At 51.0% G+C, this 18,538-nt stretch carries 18 protein-coding genes; 13 read left to right on the forward strand and 5 right to left on the reverse strand.

The window, feature by feature from the left end:
* The first annotated feature begins 90 nt into the window (after nucleotides 1-90).
* Nucleotides 91-678 (forward strand): lipid-binding SYLF domain-containing protein, encoded by a 588-nt coding sequence (locus tag AC6IB1_RS13070; protein ID WP_497567019.1) that lies wholly within the window; start codon nucleotides 91-93, stop codon nucleotides 676-678.
* Between the two features lie 78 nt (nucleotides 679-756).
* Here AC6IB1_RS13070 and AC6IB1_RS13075 read toward each other — a convergent pair whose 3' ends face one another.
* The gene (locus AC6IB1_RS13075) at nucleotides 757-1,242 is read right to left on the reverse strand and encodes a zinc ribbon-containing protein (RefSeq protein WP_497567020.1); all 486 of its coding nucleotides are present in this window, start codon (nucleotides 1,240-1,242) and stop codon (nucleotides 757-759) included.
* A 107-nt stretch (nucleotides 1,243-1,349) separates the two neighbouring features.
* On the opposite strand from AC6IB1_RS13075, the gene leuS reads away from it, so the two are divergent.
* The 12 genes from leuS to lipA all read left to right on the forward strand — a co-directional run bounded on the left by leuS (nucleotide 1,350) and on the right by lipA (nucleotide 13,874).
* Nucleotides 1,350-3,923, forward strand: a complete 2,574-nt coding sequence (gene leuS / locus AC6IB1_RS13080) for a leucine--tRNA ligase (RefSeq protein ID WP_497567021.1) — start codon at nucleotides 1,350-1,352, stop codon at nucleotides 3,921-3,923.
* A 15-nt stretch (nucleotides 3,924-3,938) separates the two neighbouring features.
* Nucleotides 3,939-4,613 carry an LPS-assembly lipoprotein LptE gene (locus AC6IB1_RS13085; protein WP_188009374.1) on the forward strand — a complete coding sequence of 225 codons (675 nt, stop codon included), beginning with the start codon at nucleotides 3,939-3,941 and terminating at the stop codon, nucleotides 4,611-4,613.
* Nucleotides 4,610-5,632 carry a DNA polymerase III subunit delta gene (holA, locus tag AC6IB1_RS13090; protein ID WP_275873626.1) on the forward strand — a complete coding sequence of 341 codons (1,023 nt, stop codon included), beginning with the start codon at nucleotides 4,610-4,612 and terminating at the stop codon, nucleotides 5,630-5,632. Before AC6IB1_RS13085 ends, holA begins: the two co-directional genes overlap by 4 nt.
* 129 nt (nucleotides 5,633-5,761) lie before the next feature.
* Nucleotides 5,762-6,079 (forward strand): ribosome silencing factor, encoded by a 318-nt coding sequence (gene rsfS, locus AC6IB1_RS13095; RefSeq protein WP_040528546.1) that lies wholly within the window; start codon nucleotides 5,762-5,764, stop codon nucleotides 6,077-6,079.
* A gap of 4 nt (nucleotides 6,080-6,083) precedes the next feature.
* On the forward strand, nucleotides 6,084-6,554 hold the full coding sequence (gene rlmH, locus AC6IB1_RS13100; protein ID WP_005503670.1) for a 23S rRNA (pseudouridine(1915)-N(3))-methyltransferase RlmH: 471 nt from the start codon (nucleotides 6,084-6,086) through the stop codon (nucleotides 6,552-6,554).
* A gap of 3 nt (nucleotides 6,555-6,557) precedes the next feature.
* Nucleotides 6,558-8,447 (forward strand): penicillin-binding protein 2, encoded by a 1,890-nt coding sequence (gene mrdA, locus AC6IB1_RS13105; protein ID WP_497567022.1) that lies wholly within the window; start codon nucleotides 6,558-6,560, stop codon nucleotides 8,445-8,447.
* On the forward strand, nucleotides 8,444-9,565 hold the full coding sequence (gene rodA / locus AC6IB1_RS13110; protein WP_497567023.1) for a rod shape-determining protein RodA: 1,122 nt from the start codon (nucleotides 8,444-8,446) through the stop codon (nucleotides 9,563-9,565). The genes mrdA and rodA overlap by 4 nt, the downstream gene beginning before the upstream one ends.
* Entirely contained in the window at nucleotides 9,565-10,380 is an 816-nt protein-coding gene (locus AC6IB1_RS13115) for a septal ring lytic transglycosylase RlpA family protein (RefSeq protein WP_005503674.1), read from the forward strand. Before rodA ends, AC6IB1_RS13115 begins: the two co-directional genes overlap by 1 nt.
* A 107-nt stretch (nucleotides 10,381-10,487) precedes the next feature.
* Complete coding sequence (locus AC6IB1_RS13120; protein WP_040528549.1) at nucleotides 10,488-11,660, forward strand: serine hydrolase; 1,173 nt, start codon at nucleotides 10,488-10,490, stop codon at nucleotides 11,658-11,660.
* Between the two features lie 198 nt (nucleotides 11,661-11,858).
* Nucleotides 11,859-12,128: a DUF493 family protein YbeD gene (gene ybeD, locus AC6IB1_RS13125; RefSeq protein WP_497567024.1), complete on the forward strand. Its 270-nt coding sequence runs from the start codon at nucleotides 11,859-11,861 to the stop codon at nucleotides 12,126-12,128.
* A gap of 130 nt (nucleotides 12,129-12,258) precedes the next feature.
* Entirely contained in the window at nucleotides 12,259-12,912 is a 654-nt protein-coding gene (gene lipB, locus AC6IB1_RS13130; RefSeq protein WP_497567025.1) for a lipoyl(octanoyl) transferase LipB, read from the forward strand.
* A complete protein-coding gene (gene lipA / locus AC6IB1_RS13135) occupies nucleotides 12,909-13,874 on the forward strand; it encodes a lipoyl synthase (RefSeq protein ID WP_497567026.1) in 966 nt (321 codons plus the stop codon). The genes lipB and lipA overlap by 4 nt, the downstream gene beginning before the upstream one ends.
* An 84-nt stretch (nucleotides 13,875-13,958) precedes the next feature.
* On the opposite strand, the gene AC6IB1_RS13140 is transcribed toward lipA, so the two are convergent.
* The 4 genes from AC6IB1_RS13140 to frsA all read right to left on the reverse strand — a co-directional run bounded on the left by AC6IB1_RS13140 (nucleotide 13,959) and on the right by frsA (nucleotide 18,392).
* Nucleotides 13,959-15,212 (reverse strand): glutamate-5-semialdehyde dehydrogenase, encoded by a 1,254-nt coding sequence (locus AC6IB1_RS13140; protein WP_497567027.1) that lies wholly within the window; start codon nucleotides 15,210-15,212, stop codon nucleotides 13,959-13,961.
* A gap of 51 nt (nucleotides 15,213-15,263) precedes the next feature.
* The gene (gene proB / locus AC6IB1_RS13145) at nucleotides 15,264-16,421 is read right to left on the reverse strand and encodes a glutamate 5-kinase (protein WP_040528555.1); all 1,158 of its coding nucleotides are present in this window, start codon (nucleotides 16,419-16,421) and stop codon (nucleotides 15,264-15,266) included.
* Nucleotides 16,422-16,526: 105 nt separating this feature from the next.
* Nucleotides 16,527-16,931: a sigma factor-binding protein Crl gene (gene crl / locus AC6IB1_RS13150; protein WP_497567028.1), complete on the reverse strand. Its 405-nt coding sequence runs from the start codon at nucleotides 16,929-16,931 to the stop codon at nucleotides 16,527-16,529.
* Between the two features lie 207 nt (nucleotides 16,932-17,138).
* Nucleotides 17,139-18,392, reverse strand: coding sequence for an esterase FrsA (gene frsA / locus AC6IB1_RS13155; protein ID WP_497567029.1), 1,254 nt, complete (start codon nucleotides 18,390-18,392; stop codon nucleotides 17,139-17,141).
* Between the last annotated feature and the right edge of the window lie 146 nt (nucleotides 18,393-18,538).

An 18,538-nucleotide genomic window follows, 5' to 3' on the forward strand; every position in this document is an offset into this window, starting at 1 on the left:
GTGTACAAGCGCCATATGGTCATGTCTTAATCAGGTCTGGGGAGCCATTCCCCAGACCTGATTTTGTTTGATTTTGCTATGGAGAGTCTTATGCGTGCCGTCGCCCGAATCGTATCTTCTGTTGTTATCCTTATCGTATCCCTGTTTACCCCTTTCACTCACGCTGAACAGGATGCCAAGCTGTTCGCAGATGCCCGGGCCGCTCTGGCAAACTTTAATCGCTATGCGCAGGTAAAACCCTTCTTCGAAAATGCATACGGCTACGCAGTGTTTCCATCCGTGGGCAAAGGCGGATTCTGGATCGGTGGCGCTTACGGCAATGGGTTAGTGTATCGGGGAAAACAGACAGTAGCTCAGGCGGAGCTGATTCAGGTTTCTGTCGGCCTGACATTTGGGGGACAGGCATTCAGCGAAATTCTATTTTTCGAAGATAAGCGCACTTTCGATAACTTTTTGTCCGGGCGCTTTGAGCTGGGGGCACAGGCATCAGCCACAGCCCTGACAGAAGGCGCGGCGGCGCACGTAGGCACCACAGGCACCTCGGCCAGTGCCAGCAATACCCAATCAAAAGCCTATTACATCAATGGGATAGCCATCTTCACTCAGGCCAAAGGCGGTTTGATGGTCGAAGCTGCACTTGCTGGGCAGAAATTCAATATCGAACCATTGGGGAATTAGGGAAAGCGGGTCCTGGGTCCTGGGTCCTGGGTCCTGGGTCCTGGGTCCTATAATACCTGCATCCCCCTTTACGACAATCTATGCAGGAAACGGCTTACGGCTAAACTGCTTGTGGCCGCATTTGATGCAGGGTGTCAGCACATCCACATGGGTATGTTCGGTCTGGTTTCCGCATTTCTCGCAAACCAGGATGCCTAGGCCAACCACTTCCCCGGCGCTGTAGACGCCGTGGTGCTGGATATCCTGCAGCACTTCGCGCCACTCCAGCTGGGTTTTGTCAGTGATCTCCGCCAATTGCTCCCAGAGGGTATTGGCGATCAGGTCCCGAAACAGGCCATCTTCGCCGTTGTGCGCTTCCTGCCCACTGTAGCGATTGCCAAACTCCTGCACATCACGCTGGAAATAGGCTTCAATCAGTGCCAATTCATCCTTTGTCATGTCTGACGCCGCTTTTACATACCGTTCGGACACATCCAGCCAACGTTGGAGCGCTTCCGGGCTGTGCTTTAGTGCTTCGCTGATCCGTTCGATCAGCACCTTGTACTCTGCTTTTTGCTTTGACATAGGCCACCTCTGCATTCAACGGTTGTTGCGTCTTCTACCTTTAGTTATTCTATGTCGATTATTTTGGTTCATTTTATACCTATCTCACAAATTCCCGGATGTCATCGATGCAAGAACAATATCGTCCACAAGACATTGAGCCTAAAGTTCAGGCCAATTGGGACAACAACAAAACCTTCGTGGTGAAAGAAGACCCAAGCAAAGAAAAGTTTTATTGCCTTTCCATGTTCCCGTACCCAAGTGGTCGTCTGCACATGGGTCACGTGCGCAACTACACCATCGGTGATGTAATTTCCCGCTACCAGCGCCTGCAAGGGAAAAACGTGATGCAGCCGATTGGCTGGGATGCGTTTGGCTTGCCGGCAGAAAACGCCGCAGTAAAAAACAAAACCGCACCGGCGCCCTGGACTTACGAAAACATCGAATACATGAAGAACCAGCTCAAACTGCTGGGCTTCGGCTATGACTGGGATCGCGAGTTTGCGACCTGTACGCCAGAATACTATCGCTGGGAGCAGGAGTTTTTCACCAAGCTGTACGAAAAAGGCCTGGTTTACAAGAAAACGTCTTCCGTCAACTGGTGCCCAAATGACCAGACCGTACTGGCAAACGAGCAGGTCGAAGACGGCTGCTGCTGGCGCTGTGATACCCCGGTAGAGCAAAAAGAGATCCCGCAGTGGTTTATCAAGATCACTGCTTATGCGCAGGAGTTGCTGGACGATCTGGATAAACTGGATGGCTGGCCTGAGCAGGTGAAAACCATGCAGCGCAACTGGATTGGCCGCTCTGAAGGTGTTGAGCTGAAATTCCAGGTGCCTGGCGAAAACGATCTGGACGTCTACACCACCCGCCCTGACACCCTGATGGGTGTGACCTACGTGGGCATCGCAGCCGGTCACCCTCTGGCGACCAAAGCTGCGCAAAACAACCCTGTGCTGGCAGCGTTTATCGACGAATGTAAAAACACCAAAGTTGCTGAAGCAGAGCTGGCAACCATGGAGAAAAAGGGTATGGATACTGGCCTTAAGGCAATCCACCCTCTTAATGGCCGCGAAGTGCCTATCTTCATCGCCAACTTCGTCCTGATGGATTACGGCACAGGTGCCGTTATGGCGGTACCGGGGCATGACCAGCGCGACTTCGAGTTTGCCACCAAATATGGCTTGGGTATCGAAGCGGTCATCCTGGATGCGGACGGCAATGCGCCGGATATTTCTGAAGCGGCTTACACCGAGAAAGGTGTGCTGTTCAACTCTGGTGAATTTGATGGCCTGAATTTCGAACAGGCGTTTGACGCGATTGCCGGAAAGCTGGAAGCAGAAGGCAAAGGTCGCAAGACCGTGAATTTCCGTCTGCGTGACTGGGGTGTTTCCCGCCAGCGTTACTGGGGCACGCCAATCCCAATGGTGACTACCGAAGACGGTGAAGTGCATCCGGTACCGACAGACCAGCTTCCGGTGATCCTGCCAGAAGATGTGGTGATGGATGGCGTGATCAGCCCGATCAAAGCGGACAAAACGTGGGCTGAGACCACTTACAAGGGCCAACCTGCACTGCGTGAAACTGACACCTTTGACACCTTTATGGAGTCAAGCTGGTACTACGCGCGCTACTGCTCGCCAAAAGCAGATAAAATGCTGGACTCAGACGCAGCAAACTACTGGCTGCCGGTTGACCAGTATATCGGTGGTATCGAGCACGCTGTGATGCACCTGCTGTACTCACGTTTCTTCCACAAACTGCTGCGCGACGCAGGCATGGTCAACAGCGACGAGCCATTCAAACGCCTGCTGTGTCAGGGCATGGTGCTGGCTGATGCGTACTACTACAACAACGACAAAGGCGCGAAGGTATGGGTTTCTCCCACCGAGGTGACCGTTGAGCGTGATGAGAAAGGCCGCATCACCAAAGCTGTCGACAGTGAAGGTCATGAACTGGTTCATGCCGGTATGACCAAGATGTCTAAGTCGAAAAACAACGGTATCGACCCGCAGGAGATGGTGGATAAATACGGTGCCGACACTGTGCGCCTGTTTATGATGTTTGCCTCTCCGGCGGACATGACCCTGGAGTGGCAAGAGTCCGGTGTGGAAGGGGCAAACCGCTTCCTGAAACGTGTCTGGAAGCTGGTTTACGAGCACACATCAAAAGGTGATGTTTCTGCGTTGGATACAACAGCACTCAATGCTGACCAGAAGACACTGCGCCGTGAAGTACACAAAACGATTGCCAAAGTAAGCGATGATATCGGCCGCCGTCAGACCTTCAACACCGCGATTGCCGCAGTGATGGAGCTGATGAACCGCCTGACCAAAGCGCCTCAGGACACAGAAACTGATCGCGCTATCCTGGATGAAGCGCTGAAAGCCATTGTAGTCATGCTGTACCCAATCACACCGCACATCAGTACCGAATTGTGGACGGCACTGGGCCAGACCGACATTGACAATACCGAATGGCCGGTAGCAGACAAAGAAGCGATGGTGGAAGACGAGAAGCTGATTATCGTTCAGGTGAACGGCAAACTTCGCGCGAAAATCACTGTAGCTGCTGATGCAGCCAAAGAGGACGTTGAAGCGATGGCTCAAAATGACGAGCATGTCGTGAAGTTCACGGAAGGCAAAACCATCCGTAAAGTGGTCTACGTGCCGGGTAAACTGGTTAATATCGTTGCAAACTAACACAGGGAGTATTCGGTGAAATCGATGTTTCGCTCTCTCCGAACCCTGCTTGTCGTGGTGGCCGCATTGGCCACCGCGTCTTGCGGATTCCATCTTCGCGGTAGTTACAACCTGCCAGACGAAATCCAAAAACTGTCCGTCACCAGCTTCGACAGGTACGGTAAGCTCACCCGGGAAATGAAGACCCAACTGCGTCTTCATGACATTGATGTCATTCCGCCAGCCCAGTCGATCGCCAACCTGCACCTAAAAAGCGAAAGCTATGGTGAAAACACCCTGTCGCTTTACCAGAACAGCCGTGTGGCAGAAAAGCAATTTGCTTATACTGTCAGCTATTCTGTGACAGTACCGGAAAAAGGCAGCTATAACTTTTCAACGTCACTGAGTCGTACTTACCTCGACAACCCACTGACGGCCCTGGCTAAGTCAGTCGAGGAGGAAATGCTGGCACAGGAAATGCGTGTGGAAGCCACGAAACAAATCATGCGACAGCTTGCCCGCCTGACTGCACACATTGAGAACTTCGAACGTAAGGAAGCCGAAGAAAAAGCATTGCGTGAGCTTTATCAGGGCGTAGAAAGCGACAAGTCAGCGATCAGTGTCGAAACCCGTTTTGACGGGAAAGATGACGAAAGAAAAGGTAAGCCCTTGTCGAGTTTTACCACCGGCGGTGAAGAAGCACCGCAATGAGGATTTACCCGGAACAACTGACACAGCGCCTTTCACAGGGGCTGTATCAAACCTACCTGATTTTTGGCAATGAACCGTTGCTGAAAGAAGAGTCCAAGCAGGCCATTATTGACACCGCCCAAAAACAGGGATTCGATGAAAAACACCGCTTTGTGGTTGACAACCAGCTGAACTGGCAGGACGTGTATGACGTTTGTCAGGCTCTGAGCCTGTTTGCCAGCCGCCAGGTGATCATCCTGACATTACCGGAAAACCCGCTGACCACCACGCAGGCCACTGCGCTTAAAGAATTACAACGTCTGCTTCACCCAGATTTGGTGCTGATACTGGATGGCCCGCGCCTGAACAAGAAGCAAGAGTCAACAAAGTGGTTTACTGCCTTCCAGCAAACTGGCCTGTATGTGCCCTGCAATACGCCGGACTCGCGTCAATTGCCCCATTTTATTGAGAACCGTTGTCACCGCCTTGGCCTGCATCCCGATCACGAATCTGTGATGCTGCTGGCGCAATGGCACGAAGGCAACCTGCTGGCCCTTTCGCAAAGCCTGATGAAACTCCAACTCCTCTACCCGGACGGCGAATTGACGTTACTGCGACTCCAGGAGGCGCTTTCCCGCCACAATCACTACACGCCGTTCCAGTTAACTGACGCACTGGTTGAGGGCAAAGCTAAACGTGCCGTGCGTATCCTACGGCAGCTTGAAGCGGAAGGCGTGGAAATCACCCTCCTGCTGCGGGTGATCCAAAAAGAGCTGGTCCAGCTTTGCAAAATGCAGGAGTTCGGGGCATCCGGTATGGGGCTGGGTAAGATTTTTGATCATTTCAGGGTCTGGCAAGCACGCCGTCCGGTGATGACTGCAGCCCTACACCGGCTGACGCAACCAACCTTGATGCACCTGCTACAACGCCTTGCCGAGATAGAGGTCATGGTGAAAACTGACTTTGACAGCCAGCCCTGGCCTGCGCTGTCAGCGTTTTGTCTCGACATGTGCGGTCATCCTGTCCATTTGGCGCCATAAATACCTGTCAGGGATGCGTCAAACCTAGACTGTGCTTGATTTCTTTCGCCATGACCAATGGTATAATTTTGAGGTTTATCCTGCATTTGTTTGCAGAGTAAGGTACCAAACACCGATAAGGGGAACACATTGCTTCCGGAACAACTTCAACACTTTGTTGTCGATAAAGCAGATGATATGAAAGCCATGGACATCGTCACACTGGATGTCCGCGACAAAAGCAGCATTACCGATTTTATGGTGCTTTGCACAGGCAATTCCAAGCGCCATGTTTCCTCCATCGCAGAGCATGTCGCCGATGAAGCCCGTGCTGCCAATATACATACGCTGGGCATGGAAGGCGAAAACGAAGGCGAATGGGTAGTGCTGGATCTTGGCGATGTGATGCTGCATATCATGCAAGAAGAGCAGCGTCAGTTGTACCAGCTAGAAAAGCTGTGGAACTGACACGATGAAGTTACAACTGATTGCGGTTGGCACAAAAATGCCAAAATGGGTAGAGGAAGGCTACAAAGAATACAGTCGCCGCTTCCCGAAAGACATGCCATTGGAACTGGTTGAAATCCCCGCAGGCAAACGTGGAAAAAATGCCGATATTCCACGCATCCTGCAAAAAGAAGGGGAAGCCATGTTGGCCGCCATTCCCAAAGGCAACCGCATCATTACGCTGGATATTCCGGGCAAGCGCTGGGATACCGAGCAACTGGCAGAACAGCTGGAAAGCTGGAAATTGGATGGTCGCGACGTGTCTATTCTGATTGGGGGCCCTGAGGGGCTGGCGCCGGCATGCAAAGCCGCTGCTGACCAAAGTTGGTCCCTGTCGCCATTGACACTCCCTCACCCGCTGGTTCGTGTGGTGATGGCTGAAAGCCTCTATCGCGCCTGGAGTATCACGGCAAATCACCCTTACCACCGGGAATAATTCATGAAGCACAAGCGTAGTCCGATACGCGATCACCAAGCTGAATCTTCACTGTTTTTCCGCCGGGCCGTTGTGGCTTTCGGCGGTATTTTCGTTCTTGTCTGTGTCCTGCTCCTCAACCTGTATAACATTCAGGTGGAAGACCATGATGATTACATCACCCGTTCCAACGACAACCGCATCAAAGTCGTGCCTGTCGCGCCAAACCGCGGCCTGATTTACGACCGCAACGGCAAACTGCTGGCAGAAAACCGTCCGGTCTATGCACTGGAAATTACCCCGGAACAGGTCAAAGATATTCCTGACACCATTGCACGCCTAAAAGAACTGCTGCCTATCTCAGAGAGTGAACTGAAGGCTTTTGAACGGGATAAAAAGCGAACCCGCCGCTTTAACTCTGTTACGCTAAAAAACCAGATGACAGAAGATGAAGTCGCGGTTTTCTCCGCCAACCAACACAAATTCCCCGGCGTTGAAATCAAAGGTTACCTGAAACGCTATTACCCCTATGGTGATGCGCTGACACACGTACTGGGCTATGTTGCAAAAATCAACGACAAAGACATCAACCGCCTGGAACGCCAGGGGGTCATTAACAATTACAAGGCGACACGTGATATCGGCAAACTTGGGATTGAACGTTTCTACGAATCTGAGCTGCACGGTACTGCTGGCTATCAGGAAGTGGAGGTCAACAGCCGTGGCCGCATTATCCGTACCCTGAAATACGTGCCGCCTGAGCCAGGAAAGGATTTGGTGCTGAACCTGGATGTCGATCTACAGCTCTATATCCGCGATATCCTCGGCGAGCGTCGCGGTGCCGTGGTGGTGCTGGATCCCAAAGACTCGTCAGTACTGGCGATGGTGTCCACGCCAAGTTACGACCCTAACCTGTTTGTCCATGGCATTTCCAGCAAAGACTACCGGGAGCTTCTGAACGACAAAAACCGGCCTCTGGTAAACCGGGCGACACTGGGTATCTATCCCCCCGCATCTACCGTCAAACCTTTTATTGCTGTGGCTGCACTGGAAGAGAAAACAATCACGCTGAACACGACGCGAAACGATCCGGGCTACTGGCGCCTGCCAAACTCCACATCCCGTCCTTTCCGTGACTGGCTTCCATGGGGCCATGGTCGGGTTAACATTGTTCAGTCCATAGAAGAATCCGTCGATACTTTCTTCTACCAAATAGCCTATGATTTGGGGATCGATAAATTATCAACCTGGATGAGTCGTTTTGGTTTTGGTGATTACACCGGTATTGATATTCACGAGGAAAGCCGGGCAAATATGCCAACCCGCGAGTGGAAAATGGCGCGTCACCGCCAGCCTTGGTACAAAGGGGACACCATTCCTGTTGGTATCGGCCAGGGCTACTGGACAGCAACCCCAATGCAACTTGCCAAAGCCACTGCTGTTTTGGTAAACCGTGGCGTGGTCAATCCTCCCCACCTGCTGCAAAGTATCGGAGACGGGGGCGTAATGAAAAAAGTGGCGCTGACACCCTACCCTCCTATTTCGGGTGTGAATAGAAAGTATTGGGATGCGGCCCTGGAAGGAATGCGTCTGGTCAACCATGGTAAAAAAGGCACCGCACGCCGTGCGTTTGCCAACACCGAATATGACACCGGCGGTAAATCTGGTACCGCACAGGTGTTTGGGCTGGGTGAAGATGAAAAGTACAATGCCGATGAACTTGCCGAGCACCTTCGTGACCACGCCCTGTACACCGGCTTTGCACCCTTTGAGAACCCGAAAGTGATTGTCTCTATGGTACTGGAGAATGCTGGCGGTGGCTCGAGCAACGGTGCTCCTATTGCACGTCGCATCTTCGATCACATGCTGATTGAAAAACACGAAGGGAAAGCAGAAAAGGAGCCAGTTCAATGAGCTTATTGGCATCAACAGGCCAAAAGAAAACCCTGTTCGAACGTTTGCACATTGACCTCCCTTTACTGCTGGGGATCCTTGCCCTGATGGGGTTTGGCCTGATAGTCATGTGGAGTGCCAGCGGCCAAAGCATTGCTATGATGGAGCGGCAGGTTATCCGCATCTTTCTCTCATTGGGCGTGATGTTTGTCCTCGCCCAGGTTTCTCCCAGACATTATGAGTTCTGGGCGCCCTATCTGTACGTTACTGGCTTGATGATGTTAGTTGCCGTGCTCCTTTTTGGTGAAACCGCCAAAGGGGCGCAACGCTGGCTGGATTTGGGGATCATCACTTTTCAGCCGTCGGAGCTTATCAAACTGGCTGTACCATTAATGATCGCCAGGTTTATCGGTAAAGAGCCATTACCGCCAAGGTTCCAGACCTTAGTGATTGGCCTTGTGATGGTGTTTGTTCCCACCATTCTTATCGCCAAACAACCGGATCTGGGGACTTCTATCCTGATCGCTGCCTCCGGTATTTTTGTGTTATTTTTATCCGGCATCAGCTGGCGGATCACTCTGTCTGCCGCCGCCTTGGTCGCCGCTTTTCTGCCTGTGCTCTGGTTCTTCCTGATGCGTGAATACCAGCGCGTACGTGTACGTACCCTGTTCGATCCCGAGTCAGATCCTTTGGGTGCAGGCTATCACATCATCCAGTCAAAAATTGCCATCGGCTCAGGGGGGCTATCCGGTAAGGGTTGGCTGCAAGGCACCCAGTCACAGCTCGAGTTTTTGCCAGAGCGGCACACAGACTTTATCTTCGCAGTCATCGCAGAAGAATGGGGGCTGATTGGTGTCGCCTGCCTGCTGGCGTTGTATCTGTTTATTATTGGTCGTGGCCTACTGCTCGCTGGCCGTGCACAAACCCCCTTTGGACGCATGATGACAGGCAGTATTGTGCTCAGCTTTTTTGTTTATGTCTTCGTCAACATCGGCATGGTCAGCGGCATCCTTCCGGTTGTTGGTGTCCCCTTGCCACTGGTGAGCTATGGTGGCACATCCATGGTGACTCTGATGGCAGGTTTTGGCATCTTAATGTCTATCCATACTCATAGAAAAATGCTTTCTAAGGCTCTCTAATGAAAAAAATACTGGTGATCATCGCTCTTTTTCTTGCTGGCTGCGCCACACAAAGTGACGACCGCTACAGCCTGGAACACGACAAAGCGCCGGAAGCGTTGCCAACTCTCGCCCATGTTGAGAATGCACAACCACGCTATGAACCCTACAGCCGGGCCGGAAATAAAGATTATACGGTACGGGGAAAAAACTATCAGATACTGAAGCATCCTGAGAACTATACCGAGGAAGGCATCGCATCCTGGTATGGCAAAAAGTTTCATGGTCACAAAACCTCGAACGGGGAAATTTATGACATGTACTCTATGTCAGCTGCGCACAAAACCCTGCCGCTGCCAAGCTATGTAGAAGTAGAAAATACCGCCAATGGCAAAAAAGCGGTCGTCCGTGTCAATGATCGGGGACCATTCCACGAAGGTCGTATCATTGATCTCAGCTATGCCGCAGCGTCAAAACTCGACATCATAAAAACGGGTACCGCACCGGTAAAAGTGACGCTACTCAAGGTTGATAAACCCCAGGACAATAATGAATGGCAAAGTGCGCGGCTAAACCGCTATTTTATACAACTGGCCGCCATCTCCGATCGTGAGAAAGCCGAGCAGGCTGCAAACACATTCAACAAGCAATTTGAACTGCCCACCGACATCCGTCAATCCGGCAGTGTTTACCGCGTCCGACTGGGGCCATTTTATGACTACGACAAAACCCAGCAAGCCGCCTTGCTTGCCCGTGAAAAACAAATAAACGGGGCCTTTGTCGTTGTTGAACCGATTTCTGATGAACCGACGCAGAAATCCAGTGTCAGTAACTAAACATCGTCTTTAGTAAGTTGTTGTAACCTCGTCTGACACTGCACTGGCTATCTGATATAGTGTCGACAGTTTTTGACTGAAGAAATACCAAGTAAGTACTTATACCTATGAATAAATCACCCTCATTGTTGCGCTCTTTAGTCCTCTCGACTGCTGTCTTCTCATCTGCTGCAGTTGTTGCAGCCCCAACCGTTGTACCAGATGCGCCTCAAATCGCGGCAAAAGGGTACGTTTTAATGGATTATAATTCGGGTAAGATCCTGGCCGAAAACAACGCCTATGAACGTCTTAATCCGGCCAGCCTGACCAAAATGATGACCAGCTACGTCATCGGACAGGAGATCGAGCGCGGTAACATCAGTCTTGATGACGACGTTGTCATCAGCAAAAACGCCTGGGCGAAAAACTTCCCGGGCAGTTCAAAAATGTTCATCGAGGTCGGCACCACAGTTAAAGTGGAAGACTTGAACCGTGGCATCATCATCCAGTCCGGTAACGACGCATGTGTGGCGATGGCAGAACACATTGCCGGCTCTGAAGATTCATTCGTTGATCTAATGAACGGCTGGGCAAAAACCCTGGGCATGAACAACACCAAATTCTCCAACTCCCATGGCCTGGATGACGATGGTCTGTACTCTACCCCCTATGATATGGCACTTCTCGGTCAGGCACTGATCCGTGACGTACCGGAAGAATACCGTATCTATAACGAAAAATCGTTCACCTATAACGGCATCACCCAATACAACCGTAACGGTCTGCTTTGGGATAAAAGCATGAACGTGGACGGCATCAAAACCGGCCATACCGAGAAAGCCGGTTACAGCCTGGTCAGCTCTGCCACTGAAGGCGACATGCGCTTGATTGCCGTGGTAATGGGCACGGAAAGCGCCAATGCGCGTAAAGCAGAAAGCAAGAAATTGTTGAACTACGGTTTCCGCTTCTTCGAAACGGTTGCACCACACAAAGCAGGCGAAACATTTGTGACAGAGAAGGTGTGGATGGGTGACACAGATCAGGTCGCACTCGGCGTTGCTAAAGACACTTATGTCACATTACCACGAGGTAAAGCAAAAAATCTGGAAGCCAGTTTTGTGCTCGAGAAGACTCTGGAAGCGCCTATTGCTAAAGGGGATGTTGTCGGTAAGCTTTACTACCAGATTGACGGTGAAGACATCGCAGAATACCCGCTGGTTGCTTTAATTGATGTTCAGGAAGGCGGTCTTTTCAGCCGTCTTCTGGACTATATCATGATGTTCTTAAAGAGCTTGTTTTAAACCAGAATCGGCACTATTCAGGGCAGCCAGTCGCTGCCCTGTTTATTTTCACGTATGGCTCACACCTCGAGGATCATGTCGCCAACTTGTTTTCTCCCTACAGGACGATTAGTATTCATTCCCAACAAATTGCGTGATCACTCGCACAACTATTCTGGGTTCACAGCATCTCAGTTGTGACCTGTTCTGGAGTAACAAATGCAAGAGCAACCAAAACTCAAAGACCTGCTGGAATTCCCCTGTAAGTTTACCTACAAGGTGATGGGATATGCGAAGCCAGAGCTGACAGATCTGGTTTTGGAAGTGATCCAGCGCCACGCGCCGGGCGACTATAGCCCAAGTGTGAAACCAAGCGGAAAAGGGACCTATAACGCCGTTTCTGTCACTATTACAGCCACATCTATCGAGCAAGTTGAAACCCTGTACAAAGAGCTGGGTGAGATAAACATTGTACGCATGGTGCTATAACCTTCCTTTTCGCTAACAGCAAAACGCCAATACCCATACAAACAGACGGCTGTTATTTCAGCCGTCTGTCATTATAATGTCGTGACTGAAACCACTCACCCCATCATTTTTCAATCCTGGTAGGTGTAACTTGCAGCAGAACCGCCTCATTATCAGACAACTTGGACTGCGCCCCTACGAGCCAACATGGAAAGCCATGCATGTTTTTACCGATGAGCGCAATGGCGATACCACGGATGAAGTATGGTTAGTCGAACACGAACCTGTCTTTACTCAGGGGCAAGCAGGAAAGGCTGAGCACCTTCTGGCAACTGGTGATATTCCTGTTGTCCAGAGTGACCGCGGCGGACAGGTGACCTACCATGGTCCGGGTCAACAGGTGGCTTATTTCCTGATCGATCTGAAACGCAAAAAAATGGGCGTTCGTGAGCTGGTCACCGCGATTGAGAACATTGTGATCGATACCCTCGTCCATTACGGTATCAAATCCCGTGCGCGTCCTGATGCGCCGGGTGTTTACGTGGGCGATGACAAAATCTGCTCGTTGGGTCTTCGAATCCGACGAGGCTGCTCTTTCCATGGGCTAGCGCTTAACGTCAATATGGACCTGTCACCATTCCTTCGTATCAACCCTTGTGGCTATGAAGGCATGACCATGACACAAACCGTCGATTTAGGGGGCCCGGCATCACTTGCCGAGTTATACCCTGTGCTAGTAGAAAAACTGACTTCGCATCTGGGCTATGATCAGGTCGAGTCCCTAACAGAAAGCAATCAACTATGAGCAAACCGATCCAGATGGAACGCGGAGTTAAGTACCGCGACGCAGACAAAATGGCGCTCATCCCGGTCAAGAACATGCCGACCGAACAAAAAGAGATGCTGCGCAAACCTGAGTGGATGAAGATCAAGCTGCCTGCGGACAGCAAACGCATTCAGGACATTAAATCCGCGATGCGTAAGAACAATCTGCACTCGGTGTGCGAGGAAGCATCCTGCCCGAACCTGGCAGAGTGCTTCAACCACGGTACAGCTACCTTTATGATTCTGGGGGCTATCTGTACCCGCCGCTGTCCATTCTGTGACGTTGCCCATGGCCGCCCACTGGCACCGGATGCACAGGAGCCGCAGAAACTGGCCCAGACTATCCGTGACATGAAACTCAAGTATGTTGTTGTCACTTCGGTAGACCGTGACGACCTACGTGATGGGGGAGCTCAACATTTTGCTGATTGTATCCGTGAGATCCGTGCACTAAACCCTGATATCCGCATCGAGACCCTGGTTCCTGATTTCCGTGGCCGCATGGAGACAGCGCTGGATATTCTAAGAGACAACCCACCGGATGTGTTTAACCACAACCTAGAAACCGCACCACGTCTATACCGTAAAGCGCGCCCAGGGGCGAACTACAAGTGGTCGCTGGAATTGCTGAAGAAATTTGGCGAAATGCACCCGGATGTCCCAACCAAATCGGGTCTGATGATGGGCCTTGGTGAGACCAAAGAAGAGATCATCGATGTGCTGAAAGATCTTCGCGCACACGGTGTGACCATGCTGACCCTTGGCCAGTATCTGGCCCCAAGCCGCCATCACTTACCGGTTGAACGCTACGTGCCGCCAGAAGAGTTTGACGAGCTGAAACAAATCGCGCTGGATTTAGGGTTTACCCATGCCGCATGTGGACCATTCGTGCGCTCGTCTTACCATGCTGACCTGCAAGCGCAAGGTGTCGAAGTCAAATAAAACCGATAGCACTGTATTCTGTTATCAAAAAGCAAGGCGCTCAATGAGCGCCTTGCCTTTGTTATTGGTCAGTGATGTGGTCAGCTATGCGCGGGGCAGGTAATCTGCCTTACCCACCCATTTGTAGGTGGTCAACTCTTCCAGCCCCATTGGGCCACGGGCATGGAGTTTCTGGGTAGACACTGCCACCTCTGCGCCTAATCCAAACTGTGCACCATCAGTAAAGCGGGTCGATGCATTCACATAAACCGCCGCAGAGCCCGCACCATTGATAAAGGCTTCTGCCGAGGTCAGGTCATTGGTCAGGATGGCATCTGAATGGCTCGCGTTATGATCACGCATATGTTTAAGCGCAGCATGTACATCCGCCACCACGGCAACACCTAAGGTATAACCCAACCACTCAGTATCAAAGTCGCCTTCGCCGGCTTCACGCAGTTTTTTCACACCATCCAGCAGGGGTAATGCCGTTTTATCCGCCACAATGTCGAGGTTGTTATCGTTGAACAGTGGCGTCAGCTTTTGCAGGATATCTTCAGCCACTGCTTCGTGCACCAACAGGGTATCCAGCGCGTTACAGGCAGACGGACGCTGAACCTTGGCATTGATGATCACATCCAGTGAACGCTCTAAGTCCGCCGTTTTATCAACAAACAGGTGACTGATACCAAAACCACCAATGATTACTGGGATCGTACTGTTTTCCTTACACATTTTGTGAAGACCAGCGCCGCCACGGGGGATAATCATGTCGACATATTTGTCAAGGCGAAGCAATTCACCCACCAACTCACGGTCCGGTTTCTCAATGTACTGAACCGATGCCGCAGGCAAGTCTGCTTTCTCCAGTGCCGTCTGGATCACTTTGACCAGCTCAACGTTAGAGTGAAAGGTCTCGCGACCACCACGCAGAATGCTGGCATTACCGGTTTTCAGGCACAAAGAGGCAATATCAATGGTGACATTCGGGCGGGCTTCATAAATCACGCCAATGACGCCGATAGGTTCACGGCGACGGCTCAATGTCATGCCGTTTTCCAGCACCTTGCAGTCGATCTCGCTGCCCACCGGATCAGAAAGCGAAATCACATTGCGAACGTCTGCCGCAATGCCAGCCAATCGCGCTTCATTCAGTAAAAGACGGTCGAGCATCGCGTCCGGCAACCCCGCCTTGCGACCTGCTTCAATATCTTTTGCGTTGGCAGCAAGAATGGTTGCTGCATTTGCTTCCAGCTCATCAGCCATCACCGCCAGCGCTCTGTTTTTCTGTGCGGTAGGCGCTGTTGCCAGAATATAGGCAGCGTCCTTCGCTGCGCGTCCCATTTGTTGAAGACTCATTTCAGCCTCTATTGCTCTTCCTGATTGACAGTGGCAAATGCCACTGCCTGATTAATCGATAACGACCAAATCGTCGCAATGTACCGCAACCGCGCCATGGGCGTAGCCCAGAATATCCTGGATCTCCTGGCTGTGCCGGCCTGCAATCGCACTCAGATCTTTGCTTGAATAGCGGCAAATACCGCGTGCCAGCAACTTGCCTTTCTGGTCGCAAATACGCGCGACTGCTCCTCGGTCAAAATGGCCTTCTACACCGGTAATGCCTTTTGATAGCAAACTGCTATGGCGCTCAACCACTGCTTTCGCCGCGCCATCATCAATGATGATGTTGCCCGCAGGTGGTGGTCCTGCCAGGATCCAGCGTTTGCGGCTCTCCAGTGGCGACTCAAGGGGCAGGAAACGGGTGCCTGCTTCTTTGCCATCCACCAAATGCTGGATCACTTCAGGACGGCTGCCTGCCGCGATAGTGACTTCAATACCTGCACGGCGTGCCACATCTGCAGCCTGTAATTTTGTCGCCATTCCCCCGGTTCCCAAGCCACTCACGCTGCCACCAGCAAGCTTGTGCAGGGTTTCATCAATGGTGTGGACTTCACGGATAAGTTCTGCGTCTGGATTACTGCGTGGATCAGCAGTAAACAGGCCAGGTTGATCCGTCAGCAGCAAAAGCTTGTCGGCTTCTGCCAAAATTGCTACCAGTGCAGACAGGTTATCGTTATCCCCCACCTTGATTTCAGCTGTCGCCACCGCATCATTTTCGTTCACGACAGGAACGATATTATTCGCCAGCAGTGCCTGCAGCATATCACGTGCATTCAGATAGCGTTCACGATCATCCAGATCTGCACGGGTCAGCAACATTTGGCCGATATGAATGCCATAAATGGCAAACATGCTTTCCCACTCCTGGATAAGGCGACTTTGCCCTACAGCAGCCAGCATCTGCTTGTTAGCGATAGTGTTAGCAAGTTCAGGATAGTTGAGATGTTCACGACCGGCGGCAATCGCGCCTGACGTCACGATGATGACTTTGTGTCCCTGACGAATGAGCATGGCACACTGACGTACCAATTCAACGAGATGGGCGCGGTCGATTTTTCTGGAGCCGCCAGTCAGTACACTGGTACCGAGTTTGACGACAATGGTCTGGCGATTAGCTATATCGCTAGCACCGGAATTGATAGATGAAACGTTTTCTTGGCCTGACATGACATTGACAATATAAAAGCGATTAAGCCTTTCTTTTATCAATCCCAGACCAAGATAACAAGTGATTAAAGCATCTGTTCGTGAATAATCACTGTTTCCGTTAAATCAGGCTGCTGAACCCAGTTTGGGTTGTTTAAGGGAAGGTTTGGCAGTAATTTCAAGTATAAGCTCGCCTTCTACAAATTCAGTAATCTTACTGTAAAAGGCATCTAACGAGGCTTTAACTTCATCAGAGGATTTATTTGGCACATTCACCTCTTTCCATTCACCCTCTGTATTGTATTTGCCAAACGTGTAGACATATTCAAACCCCCCCTCTTTCGGGTTAATTTCCATCCACCATCCCCAGAACTCCCGGCTATCCGGACTCTTTTTGGCATTGACACAAGCAGACAGACAATCGAAGAAATACCTGTCTTCCGTGCATTTATTTTGACGCAAATAAGGACCAAGCTGGGCGAAGCGCGTCAGCAATCGTCCATGAGAAAGCGTTTTGGTTTCATCGGTCATAGCAAGCTCCCTAAGACGAGATTCAATCGGTTTTTTTATCAATCAATATTGCTGACTAATCTGGTGCCCATCTTAAAGCCCCTGTTTTATTATGTGTTTATTAGCCAGCAAACACTGTTTGTATAACATGCAACCGTTGCAATTTCGTCCTAATGCACGGCGCTTTCGCGATTTTCACCCAGACTCTGGACATTAAGGAGATATAAATCACAAGGTTTCCCTAAACCATTTCACTGCCTCTGACATGATTCTGTGATACCCATCATGAAGTGGTTTGTTCGGTAGGGTCTTCACCTTTCCACCCTGGCTGTAAAGTGCCGCCAGTTGGTTGTCTGATTCCGGGCAAACCGGGTCTCCTTCCAGGCTCATCGCCAGAATTGGCACTTTCGTTTTACGTCCTGCCAATAACCCCTGGTTTTTCAGTGACAGTGCTTGCAGTTGAGTCAAAAATGATGCCGACGCCTGCATTTTCCCCATCCGTGATACCATGGCATCCAGATACATTGGCGGAATACGGTTAAGACGCTGCATATCGCTTAACATCGCGTGTAACACGCCACCAATAGAGACACAGGACTTCACCCGGTTCTGCTCAACAAACGCCATTCTGACAGCAGCGTTACCACCAAACCTGACGCCCATACATCCCACACGGTGATGATCTACCCAGGGTACAGAGGAAAGCTCGTTTAACATCGCCTGATGCAATCTACTGGTGTCTTGCGTCAGTGCCCAATGACTGCTTCGGCCAACAGATGGCATATCTAGCGTCAACATCGCTATATTGGCAGGGGCAAAGTAGGTTTCAAAGAGCCGGCACATGTCAGTCTGCAGCGCATCCAGACCACCACTGATGATCACCGTAGGCAACGGTGCATCTGTGTGTGGCAAATAGAGGAAGCCCTCTAAGGCACGCCCATCCACTTGTGTTACCAGGCTTTTGACTTTAAACGGGGATTTTTCAATTGCCGCATGAAACGCTTTGTTTGCCAACACCTCTGCCTGTAAAGACAAGGGATCACCTTTCAAGTGAGGGTAAGCGGCAATGCTGAAGTAAGTACAGGCGCGATACCAGTGTTCAACGGCCTCTATCCGGTTGCCCTTTTCTTCACACCCAACCGCGCACTTTTGATGCACCATCCCAGCCTGGGTCCATTCATAAGACCAATTACCCGGACGATACCCCACCACCGTGTCCAACAAGGCTTCGCTGCTGCGGTTGTTGGGAGAGCCAGCAATACGTGATAGCAAAGCTTCCATTTCAAGGGGGTCGACGCCTTGCCATATCCATTGCGGACGTCGAAGAATACGGTACCAGTTGCTGTGACTGTCACCATCAATAGCATTGTGCAAACCGTTTCGGGGCTGGTTAACTGAACCTACAATGGTTGATGTTTCTTTGGCGTGTTTATGCTGTTTGAAGAGCTTAATTGAAAGGTTTTCGGATTCGGCTGCGTTCACAGAACCTCTCCTTGTTGTAGTGTATACCGGCGTTGTTGAACAAAAGCATAACAGCGCATTTTACAGTAACTTAACGATATTTTATGTGCATGTTATATTTTTCATCAAATAAGAATCAATATGTTACGCGATAATCAAGACATCTC

The sequence above is a fragment of the Grimontia sp. THUN1695 genome (assembly GCF_059704325.2).

What these genes read in the sequence shown, in the direction of transcription:
- rlmH (WP_005503670.1), top strand. Translation starts at nt 6,084, where the DNA reads ATGAAGTTACAACTGATTGCGGTTGGCACAAAAATGCCAAAATGGGTA.
- proB (WP_040528555.1), bottom strand. Translation starts at nt 16,421, where the DNA reads ATGTCAGGCCAAGAAAACGTTTCATCTATCAATTCCGGTGCTAGCGAT.
- AC6IB1_RS13140 (WP_497567027.1), bottom strand. Translation starts at nt 15,212, where the DNA reads ATGAGTCTTCAACAAATGGGACGCGCAGCGAAGGACGCTGCCTATATT.
- AC6IB1_RS13075 (WP_497567020.1), bottom strand. Translation starts at nt 1,242, where the DNA reads ATGTCAAAGCAAAAAGCAGAGTACAAGGTGCTGATCGAACGGATCAGC.
- AC6IB1_RS13115 (WP_005503674.1), top strand. Translation starts at nt 9,565, where the DNA reads ATGAAAAAAATACTGGTGATCATCGCTCTTTTTCTTGCTGGCTGCGCC.
- leuS (WP_497567021.1), top strand. Translation starts at nt 1,350, where the DNA reads ATGCAAGAACAATATCGTCCACAAGACATTGAGCCTAAAGTTCAGGCC.
- mrdA (WP_497567022.1), top strand. Translation starts at nt 6,558, where the DNA reads ATGAAGCACAAGCGTAGTCCGATACGCGATCACCAAGCTGAATCTTCA.
- AC6IB1_RS13120 (WP_040528549.1), top strand. Translation starts at nt 10,488, where the DNA reads ATGAATAAATCACCCTCATTGTTGCGCTCTTTAGTCCTCTCGACTGCT.
- crl (WP_497567028.1), bottom strand. Translation starts at nt 16,931, where the DNA reads ATGACCGATGAAACCAAAACGCTTTCTCATGGACGATTGCTGACGCGC.
- rodA (WP_497567023.1), top strand. Translation starts at nt 8,444, where the DNA reads ATGAGCTTATTGGCATCAACAGGCCAAAAGAAAACCCTGTTCGAACGT.
- holA (WP_275873626.1), top strand. Translation starts at nt 4,610, where the DNA reads ATGAGGATTTACCCGGAACAACTGACACAGCGCCTTTCACAGGGGCTG.
- lipA (WP_497567026.1), top strand. Translation starts at nt 12,909, where the DNA reads ATGAGCAAACCGATCCAGATGGAACGCGGAGTTAAGTACCGCGACGCA.
- ybeD (WP_497567024.1), top strand. Translation starts at nt 11,859, where the DNA reads ATGCAAGAGCAACCAAAACTCAAAGACCTGCTGGAATTCCCCTGTAAG.
- AC6IB1_RS13070 (WP_497567019.1), top strand. Translation starts at nt 91, where the DNA reads ATGCGTGCCGTCGCCCGAATCGTATCTTCTGTTGTTATCCTTATCGTA.